Source organism: Janthinobacterium lividum (genome assembly GCF_011601275.1).
In the GTDB taxonomy this organism is placed as follows: Bacteria; Pseudomonadota; Gammaproteobacteria; order Burkholderiales; family Burkholderiaceae_D; genus Janthinobacterium; species Janthinobacterium lividum_E.
The window spans coordinates 146,620-160,321 of sequence record NZ_JAAOLY010000005.1 but is presented as its reverse complement, the minus strand read 5'-3'; the positions used below and the strand labels follow the sequence as shown (position 1 = coordinate 160,321).

Below are 13,702 nucleotides of genomic sequence, written 5' to 3'. Positions count from 1 at the left end.
TCTCAATCGCATCAAGGCCTGTTTGTCCGCGGACCATGGCATGGAAAGGTTGCATGCTACGCCCCGAACTGGAACTGCACCGGCAAATCGAAGTGCTCTACAGCGACCACCACGGCTGGCTGCAGGGCTGGCTGCGTCGCAAGCTGGGCAACGCCTTCGATGCAGCCGACCTGGCGCACGACACGTATCTGCGCATCCTCGCGCGGGGCCGCGCGCCCGGGCGCGACGAATCGCGCCAGCACCTGGCGCAGATCGCCAACGGCCTCGTGGTCGACCTGTTCCGCCGCCGGCATATCGAATCAGCCTACGCGGACGCCGTCGCCGCGCAGCCGGAAGCAGCCGCACCCACGCCGGAAATGCGTGCGCTGATCGTCGAGGCGCTGATGGAAATCGACGCCATCCTGGCCAGACTGCCCGCTAAAGTGCGCGACGCCTTCTTGCTGTGCAAACTCGAAGGCATGGCCTACGCCGACATCGCCGCGCGCCTGGAGGTGTCCGTCTCGTCGGTGGAAAAATACATCGCCCGCGCCTTGCTGGCCTGCTGCGCGGCGCAATTCGCATGAGTTTCCAACTGGATAACGCCCCCATCGCCCCCGCCGTGCTGCAGCGCGCCGCCGAGTGGATGGCGCGGCTGTGGGCGGAAGACGCCAGCGCGGCCGATGCCGACGCCTGCGCCGCCTGGCGCGCCGCCCACCCCGAACACGAACGGGCCTGGGCGCGGCTGCAGCGTTTTGCCCGCCAATTCGACGCACTGCCACGCGAGGTGGCGCGCGGCGCCCTGGCGCCGGTTCAGCGCCGTGTCACCGGACGCCGGCGCGCCTTGCAGCTGCTGGGCTTGATCGCCGCGGGCGGCGGTACGGCCATGCTGGCGCACGAAACGGGCCTGTGGCAGAGCGCCGCCAGCGGCTACCGCACGTCGGTCGGCGAGACGCGCGCCATCGTGCTGGCCGACGGCACGCACGTGGTGCTCGACACGGCCAGCGCCATCGACGTGCGCTACGGCCCCAATGAACGGCGCATCGTGTTGCGCGCGGGCGCCATCCTCGTCACCAGCGCGCATGAAACGACGCCCGTTTACCGTCCGCTGCTGGTGGAAACGCCGCAGGGCACGGTCACGGCGCTGGGCACGCGTTTCAGTGTGCGCCTCGATGACGGCGAGAGCCGTGTCGCCGTGTTCCAGGGCGCCGTGGCCCTGCAGCCGCTGCAGGAGGGCGCCCCCTCCCTGCACTTGCAGGCGAGCCAGCAGGCTGGCTACACGCGCCTGGACGTGCAAGATGTCACGAACGTCGAAAACAGTGCCGCCGCCTGGGCCGATGGCAGCCTGGTGGCCGAGCGCATGCGCCTGGACGAGCTGCTGGCCGAGCTGGGGCGCTATCGTCACGGCGTATTGCGCTGCGACGAATCCATTGCCGGCCTGCGCGTGACGGGCGTGTATTCGCTGCGCGACACGGATCGCTCGCTGGCCAACCTGGCCGCCAGCCTGCCTGTGCAGCTGGTTTATCGCACGCGCTACTGGGTCAGCGTGGGGCCGCGCCGGGCCGCCTGAAAAAAATAAGTGAAAAAACGTTGAGGGTTTTGGCTTTTCATTCGGAATACGGGAAGAACCAATTTTTTCCCGCCACTTTCCAAGGATTTGCACCATGCCCCCTCGCCTGACCGCACCCGCGCACAAACTGCGTCCGTTTCCCCTCGCCGCCGCCATCCAGGCCCTGTTCCTCGCTGGCGCCGCCGTCGGTGCCCTGGCCGTCACTGCCCCTGCCGCCCACGCCCAGACGTTAGAGAATACGCAAGCGAAGCGCCAGTACGCGGTACCCGCCGGACCGCTGGAGCGGGCATTGACAACGTTCGCCAGCGCGGCCGGCGTGGAACTGTCGGCCGACGCGGCCCTGTTGCAGGGCAAGCGCAGCGGCGGCCTGGCGGGCAGCTACACGGTGCGCCAGGGTTTCGAGGAGCTGCTGCGCGGCCAGGGCGTGCGCGTGGTGGCGGGCGCCAACGGCGCGTATGCGCTGCGGCCGGAGACTGCGCCAGCGCCGGCAGCCACGCCGGCCCAGGCCAGTGCCACCCTGCCCGCCATCACCATCAATGCCAGCAGCGAACGCGAAACGGCGACGGGACCCGTGCGCGGCTACGTGGCGAGGCGCGCCGGCTCGGCCACCAAGACAGATACGGCTCTGAATGAAAACCCGCAATCCGTGTCCGTCGTCACGGCCGATGAAATCAGCGACCGCAATGCCGAGTCGCTCGACGAAACCCTGCGCTACACGGCCGGCGTGACACCGAACCAGCGCCCGCTGGGCAGCGACGATTCCTCGCTGCTGCGCGGCTTCACCATTGAGACGAACGGCATCCTGCAAGATGGTTTGCGCAACTCGGGCCGCACTTTTGGCGCCTCGATCGAACCGTATGGCCTGGAACGCCTGGAAGTGCTGCGCGGCCCCGCGTCCGTGCTGTACGGGCAGATACCGCCGGGCGGCATGGTCAACGCCGTCAGCAAGCGTCCCAGCGCGGACGCCGTGCGCGAAGTGGGAATTGAGTACGGCAGCTACCAGCGCCGCCAGCTGAAAGCCGACGTGGGCGGCACCATCGACGCGCCGGGCGCCTGGACCTACCGGGTCGTCATGCTGGGTCGCGAAGCCCATACGCGGCTGGACCGCGACCGCGACAACCGCCTGTACTTTGCGCCTTCGCTTACCTGGCAGGCAGGCCCCGCCACGCGTCTGACCCTGCTGGCCCGCTACGAGCAGGACAACCAGCAGTACGCGTTCCCGAACCAGCTGCTGGTGCCTGGCCCGCGCGGCCAGGTCGATCCAAGAGTCAACCTGATGGGCGACGATAACCGCTTCAAGCGCCGCAACACCATGCTGGGCTACGAGTTCGAGCACACATTCAACGATACGTGGTCGCTGCGCCAGAACCTGCGCTATACGCGCCTGAAGAACGACCGCACGGACATGTTCCCCGGAGGCCTGAACGACGACGGTACCGTTGATCGATATTTCTGGCCCGTCGACACGGATTCGAAAAGCCTGTTCGCCGATACCCAGCTGCAGGCGAAGTTTGCCACGGGCAGCCTGACGCACCAGGTGCTGCTGGGCGTCGATTACGCGAACATCCGCAACACGGACGACTACCGCCATCAGCGGGGCTTTATCGAACCGCTCGACCTGTACCAGCCCGTGTACGGCAAGCAGCCCCTGGTCCCGTCCAAGGCGCCCACGCGTGCCGCTGCCCCTTCGCGCCAGCTGGGTCTGTACGCGCAGGATCAACTGAAATGGGAGCGCTGGGTCGTGACGGCGGGCCTGCGCCGCGACAAGACCACGCAATCGCGCGACGTCACGGACCTCAATACCGGCGCCGTCAAACCCGACTACCACCAGTCGCCATCGGCCACCACGGGCCGCTTGGGCGCCGTCTACCTGTTCGATGACGGCTGGGCGCCGTATGTCAGCTATGCCAGTTCATTCTCGCCCGAACTGGGCACGACGATGGGCGGCGGCGCCTTGAAACCGTCGCGCGGCAAGCAGTTCGAAGCCGGAGTCCGCTACGAACCTGTGGGCCAGCGCGCCAGCTATACGGCAGCCGTGTTCGACCTGGTGCGCGACAATGTCTCCACGTCCGACATCGGGAATCCGGGTTTCCTGCTGCAGACGGGCCAGGTCAAGTCGCGCGGCGTCGAACTGGAAGCGCGCACGGAGTTCGCCAGCCGTCTGAGCCTGATCGCCCAGTACACCTACCTCGATACGGAGGTCATAAAGAGCAACAATGGCGACCTGGGTTTGCAGCAAGCGGGCGCGCCGCGCCATAGCGCCTCGGCCTGGGCCCGCCAATCGTTCACGCTGGCCGGCAGCCTGCCCGCGTATGCGGCGCTGGGCATGCGTTTTCTCGGCGCCATGCGCTCGAATTCCGACGGCGAAAACCTGAACATCCGCAATGGCGGCATCACCCAGTGGGATGCGGCGCTGGGCGTGTCGCGCGGGCCGTGGCAGTTTGCCCTCAACGTCAACAATGTACTGAACAAGCAGACCCTGTATGACTGCGGCTACCTGCCCAACCTGTGCTACCGCAATGCGGAACGCACGGCCAACGTCAGCGCCATGTACAGGTTCTGATGCGCCCTGTATTGGCGGCCATGCACCGCTATGCCGGCCTGCTGATGGCCGGCTTCCTCATCGTGACCGGCGTCACGGGCAGCGCGCTCGCGTGGAAGGATGAACTGGAGGCGGCCATGCTGCCCGCCGTCTTCCGGGTGGCGCCGCCCACGCCGGGCGCTGCGCCGCTCGACGCCCTGCTGCTGCGCGAGACGATCGCTGCGCGCTTTCCCCAGGCGCAGGTCAGCTACGCGCCGCTGTCGGCGCCACCCGGCCACAGCATGGTGTTCTACCTGCGTACGGCGGACGACGCCCCGCTGGCCAGCGACGAAGTGTTCGTCGATTCCTACACGGGGGCCGTGCTGGGTCAGCGTCGCTGGGGCCAGATCAGCGAGGGCGCCATCAACCTGTTGCCCTTCATCGAGCGCCTGCATTACGCATTGGCGCTGGGCGACACGGGCTTGCTGATGTTCGGCCTGATCGCCATCGTGTGGACGGTCGACTGCTTCATCGGCGCCGCCCTGACCTTCCCCGCTCGCCTGAAAAAACGCTCGCCGGGCAGCAAACCGTGGCTGCTGCGCTGGCGCCCGTCATGGCTGCTGCGCCGCAACGGCGGCAGCTATAAACTCGTATTCGACCTGCACCGCGCGGGCGGCCTGTGGCTGTGGGCCATGCTGCTGGTGTTTGCCTGGAGCGGCGTCGCCTTCAACCTGTACGGCGCCTATGCGGCCGTCATGCATCCGCTGTTTGCCCACCAGGGTGCCGAAGAAATCGTCGCGCGGCACACGCCGTCGCCGGGGCCGCAGCTGGACTGGCCGGCCGCGCGCGCGCAGGGCCGCCAGTTGATGGACGCGCTGGCGCGTCAGCACGGATTCACCATCCTCGAGGAAAACGCCCTGGCCTACGAACGCGCGCTGGGCGTGTACAGCTACAACGTGCGCAGCAGCCGCGACGTGCGCGCCCACAAAGGCCTGACCACCATCTTTTTCGACGCGGCCAGCGGCCGGCAGCTGGCCACCTGGCTGCCCACGGGCGCGGCCAGCGGAGACACCATCCGCAGCTGGATCAGCGCCCTGCACATGGCCTCGATGTGGGGCTGGCCCTTCAAAATGTTCATCTGCGCCATGGGCATGCTGGTGGCGGGTTTGAGCGTGACGGGCGTGCTGATCTGGCGCCGCAAGCGCCAGGGGCAAGCCAGGGCCAAAGCGCTAAGTCATTAATTAGTCAGGGAAAGCCGATGAAGGCCACCGGCACGGCCTGTGTCAGCCACACGCCATTGTCCGACACATAAAATGCGTGGCCCTGCGCCTGCATGGCAGCCGCATCGACCGACAGCACAACGGGCTTGCCATGGCGCGCGCCAACGGCCACGGCCGTTTCGCGGTTGCTGGACAGGTGCACGTGGTTGCGCGCTCCCGGCAGCAAACCGCCGGCGCGGATCGCCTCGACAAAACGGCTGGCCGTGCCGTGGTACAGCATGGCGGGTGGCGTGGCGGGCGGCAAGGCTATATCGACGGCCGCCAGCGAATGCCCCTGGTTGGCGCGGATGCGCAAGCCGTCGGCGCTGATGGCGTAGCGCGTCTTGCTGTCGCGCGCCACCACGTCATCCAATTGTTCACGCGAAATGCGGCGCCCATGCTGGGTCGCCAGCGCCAGCAGCTGGGCGATGTCGGCCCAGCCTTGGGGATCGAGCGCGAGGCCGATTTTTTCGGGGGCGTGGCGCAGTATGAGGGAAAGGAATTTACTGGTATTTACTAAGTGATCTGTCATGCCCCAGTCTACCGTTATCAGAACGCGTATGACAAGGTCAGGCGTGCGGAACGTGGCTCCACCGGATGGAAATGCCGGTCATTCACCCCTTCCGTGGCCTCGCCGGGCAGGCGCGAGACGTAGTAATAATCGATGTCGCTGGCGCGCTTGTCGAACAGGTTGAACACGTCAAGCGACAAGCGCGTCTTGCGGTTGAGCTGGTACGCCACTCTCGCATACGCCAGGGTGGTCGAGGCCGAGCGCACGCTGTTGTCCTCGATCAGGGGACGGGGGCCGAAGTAGCGCAGCTGGAAGGCGCCCGACCACGGGCCCTGGTCCGTCACGGTCACGCCGAACGAGGCCACCTTGTCGATTGAACCGGGTATATAGTTGCCGGCGGGGTCGTTTTCCGTGTAGCGCGAGCGCGAAGCGGCCAGGTCCAGGTCGAACAGCAGCCACGGTGCGGCAATATAATGGTTGTTCCACTCGATGCCGTGGCGGCGGCTGGCGCGGCTCGCTTCCGTCTCGCCCGCGTCGCCCACGAACAGCAATTCCGACGCGATATCGAGGCGCCACAGGGCCAGCGAGCTTTGCAGGCCAGGCAGCCATTCCGTGCGCGCGCCCAGTTCCATGCCTTTCGTCGGCACCAGCGGCGTGACGGGCGTGGATGGCGTGCCGTCGGGCAAGCGCGTCTGCGTCGTGCCGCGCGCATCGTTGCTGTGGAAGCCCTTGCCGTAATTGACAAAAAATTCCGTCTTGCTCCACGGCCCAAGTATCAAGGACAGTTTCGGCGACACCACGTGGTCGTTCGCCGCGCCGCTGTTGCCGGCGATGCTGCTGTCCACGTTGAAACGGTAGGCGTCATAGCGCACGCCCGCCACGGAACGCAGCCAGGGCAGCCATTGCACGGTGTTTTCGCCATACACGCCGATGCTGCTTTCGCGCACCCGGTCTTCGCGCACCGTGCTTTGGCGTACTCTGTCCACCGTGTTGTACAGGCCCACGGGCGAGAGCCGGTCGAAACGCGCCTGCACGCCCAGCTTGTTGCGCAGGGGGAGACCGAACAGTTGCGTATTCCAGCTTTCGCTGGCGTTCACACCGGCCACCGTGCGCCGCTCGCTTTGCTGGAACTGGTCGCCCTGTTGCGGATTGGCAAGGAAATACGTGAAGTCGCTATTGAGTTCCAGCTGCGAGCGGATCACGTAGGCGTCGAATTCGAACAGCCGGTTGTCCGTGCGCTTGCGCATCGCGTACGACAGGCTGTAGCGCGAGGTATCGCCGCCATCGCTGGGCGCCAGGCTGCCGAAACGGCCGATCTGGCCCGATTCCACGGCGCGCAACGGCACCTGGTCGGTGGCGTTCCAGCTGTTTTTATACGCCATGCCCGTCACGCTGAAGCCGTCGTCCGGCGTGCCCTGGCTGTAGCGCAGTACGCCGCTGTATTTTCGCACGCGCTCCGGAACGTCCCAAGGACCGTTGTTGCGGTTCACTTCCAGGCCGACCAGCAAGGTGCCAGGCCCGGCACCGAACGAGTCGGCGACGACGCCGCGCACATAACCGTGCTGGCCGACGGACACGCTGGCCTGACCCTGCGGCAACTTGTCGGCCAGACGGATACGCGCCGCGCCTGCCGAGGCGAAATCGCCTTCGCCGGCGAAATATGGTCCTTTCTTGTAATCGATGCGCTGCACCAGCTCGGGAATGAGGAAATTGAGGTCGGAATAGCCTTGCCCGTGCGCATGCGTGCGCATATTGACGGGCATGCCGTCGACGTAAGTGGCGAAATCCGTGCCATGGTCGAGATTGAAGCCGCGCAGGAAATACTGGTTGGCCTTGCCGTCGCCGCTGTGCTGGGTGACGATCAGCCCGGGCACGAATTCCAGCAATTCGCCCGTGCGCAAGGCGGGCCGGTTGACAATCAACTCAGTCGTGATGACGCCCTGGCTGGCCGCGTCCGACGTGCCGACGGCGTTGTCGTAGTGGCCTGTCACGCGCACGGTGCGCGTCTCATCGGCAACTGTTGCGGCCCCGTCCTGCGCCAGCGCCTGACGTCCCACGCTCAACAATGCCAATGCACAAGCTGCCATCCGTTTGCTTTTTATCAATCGCATCGCGTCTCCCGTTTTTATGATGTCAGTATGGGCTTCCCACGAACTATATACGCGGCAGGCTCGGTGCCTGGATTCAGGATTTTTCAAGGAGCGGCCGTGGACCAGAGTGACAGCAACGGAAAAGCAACAAAAACTGCCGCCGCTGCCGTGCGCAAGCGCGACGTACTGCCTTACATCCTGCTGTTCATCCTGCTGGCGGGCTTGCTGGCCGTACTGGCGGGCGCCCTGCTGCCTCCCTATTACCACGCCGTGCCGGCCCTGCTGTGGAGCCTGGGCTTTTGCGTCAGCGGCATGCTGCTGGGCTTTTTGTTCGGCATCCCGCGCACCTTGCCTTCGGGCACCGTCAACATGGCCCCATCCGACGAGCGGGCCAGTGGCAAGGGCCGTCCCACGGACGAGCCGCCAGCCGCCGGGGCCGATGCGGCGGCCGGCAACACCAGCAATACCCTGTTCCTGGGCACGCCCACGCCCATGGAAATCAATTCGAATCTGGTGGAAGTATCGGACTGGCTGACGAAAATCATCGTCGGCGTGGGCTTGATCGAGCTCAAAAGCCTGCCCGGCAGCGCGCGCAGCATGGCCGCCTTCATCGCGCCCAGCCTGGCCACGGATACGGCCACGGCCATGGCGGTGGTCGGCGGCATCATGCTGTTCTTTTCCGTGCACGGTTTCCTGATCGGCTACCTTCTTACGCGCATTTACCTGTCCATCATCATCAAGCGGGCCGACAGCCTTGTCAAGAACGAGTCCGTGCGCCTGGAGAGCGGCAAGGAAATCGAAGTGACGGAACTGAGCCGTTTGCAGCAAAAATCGCTCGACGACATGCAGGAAGCCGTCACGCAGCTGCTGCTGGCCCACCCGCCCGATGGCGGCGCGGCCGTCACGGCCCTGGCTGGCGTGCCGACGGCGCAAAAGCCGGCCAGCCTCGTGCTGTGGCTGGACGACCATCCGCGCAACAATACCTTGCTGGTGGAACAGCTGGCACGGGAAAACATCAAGGTGGATCAGGCCGTATCGACGCGGCAAGCGCTGTCCATGCTCCAACAGAAACCGTATGCGCTGCTAATCACGGACATGGCAAGGGTGGAAAACCGCCGGCACATCAAGGACGCGGGCGTGCGCACGGTGCGCGAAGTGCGCCAGACCTTGCCGGAGCTGCCCATCGTCGTGTATTGCAGCAAGGATACGGTGGCCAGCTACGGCACGGAAGCGCAGGCGGCAGGCGCCCGTTTCATCACCACGTCGGGCACCAGCCTTCTGGCGGCAATCAACAAGCTACTGCATGAGCAACGCGAGGATGGTGCTCAGCCACCAACGTAGGCATAGCTGCCCACGTAATGCAACGAACTGCGCTGCGGGTGCGCCAGCTGGTTCGGTGCAAACACGCAGACGGCCGTATCGGCCAACAAGTGCCGCCCATCCGCGTCCGCGCATGCCTGCGCCAGCCAGCTGTCGGGATACGACACGCCATCGAGCAATTGCGCCAGCGGCGCGGGCGACGCCAGCATGGCGCTTTCAAAACATGCCGGCTCGTAGCACGTGAGGCCCGTTTCCAGGATGAATGACGACGGCACGGCATCGCCATCTTCCGTGTACGTGGGCGACAAATATGCCTGCAGCGCTTCCCAGCTGCGGAAGCGGCCACTACAGGCAAACACGTGGACGATGGGCAAAGTATTGGCCAACTACAGCTTCTCCATCTTTTGCCGTACGGCCGGGGCCGTCGAGGCCGTCGGCGCCAGTTCCAGATAGGTTTTATAGGCGGCTTTCGCCTTGGCCGCATCGCCGGCCTTGGCATAGGCATCGCCCAGATTCAGATAGGCGATGGCGCGCGACGGGTCCATCCTGACCGTGTTTTCAAACCAGCGGGCCGCTTCGCGGTATTTTTCCTGCTTGTAGAAAACAAAGCCCAGGTTATTCGCCGCCAGCGCGAAGTCGGGGCGCAATTTCAGCGCTTCCGTAAATTGCGCTTCCGCCGCCGCATACTGTTTCTCCTTGTACAGCTGCAAACCGCGGTCGTTGGCCCGCTGCGCCAGCTGGCGCGTCGAGCTTGGCACGGCGCCTGGCGTGACGATCTTCTGTTCGCCGCCCTGCAAATCCTTGACCGTCACGCTGGCCGCTGCCGGTTTGGCGTCGAGCTTGCTATTCAGGGCAATGGCTTCCGTCGACAGCTGCGTCGTGTTCGGGCTGAGGAATTCCGTTTCGCCCGGCAATTCAAAGACGAAATCGCCCCCTTCCGAACCGGGCAGGCTGCCGAACGCGGGCGTCTGGTTCGATACACTGGACACGGCCGGCGCCACGTAGGCCGCCAGTTCCGTGGCCGTGATCAGGCCGTCGCCGTTGAGGTCGCCCTTGCCCGCCAGGCCCTGCAGCAGGGTCCACGTGAACACGGAGTGGCCGTTCGGGCCGCCATCGGCCACCAGCTGGTCGCCGCCGCCGGCCGTCAGCATTTGCCGGCCGATGCGCTTGGCGTTGTCGCGCAGGAAGGAACTGGAACCGGCGCCGCGCGTCAGGCCCAGGCCGCTATAGCACGCGTCCATGACGAAGAACGCGTGCTTGGCCGTCAGGGATTCCGCGATATTCTGGATTTCCGTCATCGGAATCGCATCCGTGGCGAACTGCGCCGGGTCGGAATCGACGGGCACGATGTAGCCGAGGTCGCGCCCGGAACTGAGCTTGCGCGTGGCGCCGTGGCCGGCGAAGAAGACGAAGATGCGGTCATTCTTTTGCACGCCGCCATGGGCCAGCTTGTCGTGGAAGGCGGCCAGGATATTGTTGCGCGTCGCTTCGCCATTTTTCAGGGTCACGACGCGCTCGGGGGCAAACGCAAACTTTTCAATCAGGGTTTCGCGGATGCCTTGCGCGTCGCGCACCGCATATTGCAATTTCGGCCACTTCGCATAATCGTCGATGCCGATCACCACGGCCCAGGAATTGGCGTAACCGGTGGTCACGGGCACCTTTTCCGGCGCGGGCGCCGAGCTTTTTGCCACCTGGAAGCTTGTGCCATCCCAGCCCGCGAATTGATAGCCTTCGGCGATCAGCTTGTCGAGCACGGCCGGCAAGGCTTTCACCGTGCGTTCGTGGATGTCGTGGAACAAAATGATGCCGCGCCCCGCCTTGTCGACGGACGCCAGCACCCGGTTCGTGATGGAACTAGGCACGGGGTCGGCCCAGTCCAGCGAATCGATATTCCACATCACGGATTTCAGATGCGCATCGGCCAGCGCGGCCATGCCTTCGCTGTTGCGCGCGCCGTACGGAAAGCGGAACAGCGCGGCCCGCTCGGGGCTGATGGCCTTTAATAAAGTGTCGGTGCCGAGGATTTCGCCCTTCAGCTTGTCGCCCGTCTGTTTCGACAATTGTGCGTGGCTGAAACTGTGGTTGCCCACGGCATAGCCCTCTTTCATCAGCTTGCGGCTCACTTCCGCGCCCGCGTTCAGCTTGGCGTGGCCTTCCGCATCGAGCGAACCGAGATTGCGGCCCACGTTGAAGAAAACGGCCGGCACGCCATATTGTTTCAGGATGGCGCTGATTTCTTCCGTGTAGCGGCGATGCGGGCCGTCGTCAAAGGTCAGCACGATGGTCTTCTTCGGCAAGCCCAGGCCGAAGATCTCCGCCTCGTCTTTCTTTGGCGCGGGCTGGGCTTCGGGCACAGAACCTGCCGGCGGCACCGCATACGGCACGACGATGCCGTTTTCTTTCAAAATCTGTTCGCGGCTGTAGAGTTTTTTCAGCTGCGCCACATAATCGTCCCACCGCTCGCGCTTGAGTTCGATGGCGCGCTGGCCGAGGTTGCCGAAGATTTGCCGGATTTCCTTCTCGTAATTGCGCTCGATCTCGCCCAGCGCGTCCAGGTCTTCGGAAATGCGTTTGTGCAGCTTGATCGCCGGCAAGGAGGAATCCTTGGCCACGTCAGCCAGCATGCTTTGCAGCAGTTCGCGGAAAGCCAGGCGGTCCGCGTCGTACAGGCCGGGATCGGATTCGATATACGTCAGCAGGCTGTCGAGCGCCTCGAAGCGGCCCGGATTGGTGGGCGCCGTCAATTGGTCAAGCGCAAGATCGAGTCTGGCGATGCGTTCCTGGTTGTCATGGAACAGCGCCTGCCCCACTTTACGGGCTTCGTCGCGCGCGCCTTCGGGCAAGCTTTGCTCGTCGGCCAGCAGCACGATGATCTTGCGGAAATTGCCCAGCAAGTCGCGGAACTGGCTGGCCACGGCGGCAGTATCGACGGTCGATTGGGGCGCGGCGGCCGGGCTGCCCGATGCGGGTGCGCCGGGCGTGGCCGTGACGGCCGGGCGGGTGTACGTATAAATGCCGGCCCCAGCGGCGAGAGCCACGACAACGGTGGCGGCGATCTTGATCGGCTTGGAAGTCACAGGCTTGTCATTCCCTTCACATACTATGCATAGAATTCAGATGGCGCGGATGCGCAGATGCATAATTGTAGAGCACACTTGGCAATTTACTCATCCGCACGCTGAATTTGGGCAATAATATGCTGGCAAACCTCCATCGAACGTACGAACAGGAAAGACGATGCACAAGAAACTCTGCGCCGCGGCGCTGATGCTGGGCGTGGCCCTGATGCTGCTGCAACTGCGCGCACATGCGGGCGACGATGTCACCAATGTGGCGGGACGCGTGTGCCTACCGCACTGAGCCACGCGCCCATCTTTCAGAACTACACCTTGGCCGGCTCCCAGTAATTGGCCAGGCCCAGCTTTTTCAGGCCTGCCGCGACAAAACGCGGTTCCAGCAATTCTTCCGCCGTCAAAGGCTGGCGGATCAGCTTTTGTTCCTGCGCAAACGCCAGCACCCGGCGGTAATGGCGGTACACGGCGTCGTCGTACAGGGGCGACCAGCGCTCTTTCCACTGCAAGCCCGGATCGTCATAGCTGCGCCGCACCACACTGTCGGGCGTGCCGTTGCGCGTGCCATCCTTGATGATCGCTTCGCGGTTGCCATCGAGCGCCGCCCAGTGCTGGGCCCGCAGCCAGGCCGTGGCCACCAGTTCGGCGATGTCGGGATGGGCTTGCGTAAAGTCGCGCCGCGCCCATAGTTCCGCGCGCATCTTGCGTTCCGGCAGCCCCTTGCTGGACCAGATGATGCGGCCGATGCCCTTGTCTTCCAGCGGATAGCCATTGATCATGAACAAGGCATCGACGGCACCCGTGGCCAGCGCGGCCGTGCCCGGTTTCAAATCCATGTTAATCAAGCGAAAATCCGTGGGCGACATGCGCTGGTCGGCGATCAGCTGGCGCAAGCCCAGTTCCCACGGCCGGCCCCGGTGCACGCTGATGCGCTTGCCCTTCAGGTCAGCCAGCGACGTGGCGCGCGAACTGGTGGGCACCAGCAGGAACTGGTCCGTGCCCCGCCCCGCCGGCACGATCACCTGCGTGCGCACGCCGCCCGCGTTGAGGATGACGGACGGCAAGTCGCCATACGCGGCCATGTCGATGCGCCCGCTGGCAAACGCTTCGTTCATGGTCGCGCCCGTATCGCCCGTGACGGGCAGCCATTCCAGCCGCACGCCCCGCTGCTTCAGTTCGCGCGCCAGCCAGCCTTCCTGCTGCACCCGGTAAGCGATACCGCCCAGTTCCGCCTTGCCGTTTTCCGAAAAACCCGTCGAGGCGATGCGCAGGGCCGCCGGCGGCGCCCCCGCCCCTTTCGCTGCCGACACTGCCGACACCGCCTGTCCCGCCAGGGGCAGCAAGGCCAGCCCGCCCATCACCGTGCGTCGCCGCATCGCAT

At 65.0% G+C, this 13,702-nt stretch carries 11 protein-coding genes; 6 read left to right on the top strand and 5 right to left on the bottom strand.

Features of this window, described 5'->3' with window-relative positions:
- Nucleotides 1-53 precede the first annotated feature (53 nt).
- The 4 genes from GYK42_RS09695 (at nt 54) to GYK42_RS09680 (ending at nt 5,308) form a co-directional block, all read left to right on the top strand.
- The gene (locus GYK42_RS09695) at nt 54-563 is read left to right on the top strand and encodes a sigma-70 family RNA polymerase sigma factor (protein ID WP_166447333.1); all 510 of its coding nucleotides are present in this window, start codon (nt 54-56) and stop codon (nt 561-563) included.
- Nucleotides 560-1,546, top strand: coding sequence for a FecR domain-containing protein (locus tag GYK42_RS09690; protein ID WP_166447332.1), 987 nt, complete (start codon nt 560-562; stop codon nt 1,544-1,546). Before GYK42_RS09695 ends, GYK42_RS09690 begins: the two co-directional genes overlap by 4 nt.
- 94 nt (nt 1,547-1,640) lie before the next feature.
- On the top strand, nt 1,641-4,109 hold the full coding sequence (locus GYK42_RS09685) for a TonB-dependent siderophore receptor (protein ID WP_166447331.1): 2,469 nt from the start codon (nt 1,641-1,643) through the stop codon (nt 4,107-4,109).
- A complete protein-coding gene (locus GYK42_RS09680; protein WP_166447330.1) occupies nt 4,109-5,308 on the top strand; it encodes a PepSY-associated TM helix domain-containing protein in 1,200 nt (399 codons plus the stop codon). The genes GYK42_RS09685 and GYK42_RS09680 overlap by 1 nt, the downstream gene beginning before the upstream one ends.
- 4 nt (nt 5,309-5,312) lie before the next feature.
- Here the strand turns inward: GYK42_RS09680 and GYK42_RS09675 are convergent, their stop codons facing one another.
- Both GYK42_RS09675 and GYK42_RS09670 read right to left on the bottom strand, forming a co-directional pair.
- On the bottom strand, nt 5,313-5,858 hold the full coding sequence (locus GYK42_RS09675; protein WP_166447329.1) for an RNA 2'-phosphotransferase: 546 nt from the start codon (nt 5,856-5,858) through the stop codon (nt 5,313-5,315).
- Between the two features lie 17 nt (nt 5,859-5,875).
- The gene (locus GYK42_RS09670; protein WP_166447328.1) at nt 5,876-7,948 is read right to left on the bottom strand and encodes a TonB-dependent receptor; all 2,073 of its coding nucleotides are present in this window, start codon (nt 7,946-7,948) and stop codon (nt 5,876-5,878) included.
- A 96-nt stretch (nt 7,949-8,044) separates the two neighbouring features.
- On the opposite strand from GYK42_RS09670, the gene GYK42_RS29670 reads away from it, so the two are divergent.
- Entirely contained in the window at nt 8,045-9,268 is a 1,224-nt protein-coding gene (locus tag GYK42_RS29670) for a response regulator (RefSeq protein ID WP_166447327.1), read from the top strand.
- Here the strand turns inward: GYK42_RS29670 and GYK42_RS09660 are convergent.
- Both GYK42_RS09660 and GYK42_RS09655 read right to left on the bottom strand, forming a co-directional pair.
- Nucleotides 9,253-9,633, bottom strand: a complete 381-nt coding sequence (locus GYK42_RS09660; RefSeq protein ID WP_166447326.1) for an immunity 22 family protein — start codon at nt 9,631-9,633, stop codon at nt 9,253-9,255. The genes GYK42_RS29670 and GYK42_RS09660 overlap by 16 nt on opposite strands.
- Entirely contained in the window at nt 9,634-12,327 is a 2,694-nt protein-coding gene (locus GYK42_RS09655; RefSeq protein ID WP_166447325.1) for a polysaccharide deacetylase family protein, read from the bottom strand.
- A gap of 160 nt (nt 12,328-12,487) precedes the next feature.
- Between GYK42_RS09655 and GYK42_RS29555 the strand changes: the two genes are divergently transcribed.
- Entirely contained in the window at nt 12,488-12,610 is a 123-nt protein-coding gene (locus GYK42_RS29555; RefSeq protein WP_277346582.1) for a hypothetical protein, read from the top strand.
- A 22-nt stretch (nt 12,611-12,632) separates the two neighbouring features.
- Here GYK42_RS29555 and GYK42_RS09650 read toward each other — a convergent pair whose 3' ends face one another.
- Nucleotides 12,633-13,697 carry an ABC transporter substrate-binding protein gene (locus GYK42_RS09650; RefSeq protein ID WP_166447324.1) on the bottom strand — a complete coding sequence of 355 codons (1,065 nt, stop codon included), beginning with the start codon at nt 13,695-13,697 and terminating at the stop codon, nt 12,633-12,635.
- Nucleotides 13,698-13,702: the final 5 nt, after the last annotated feature.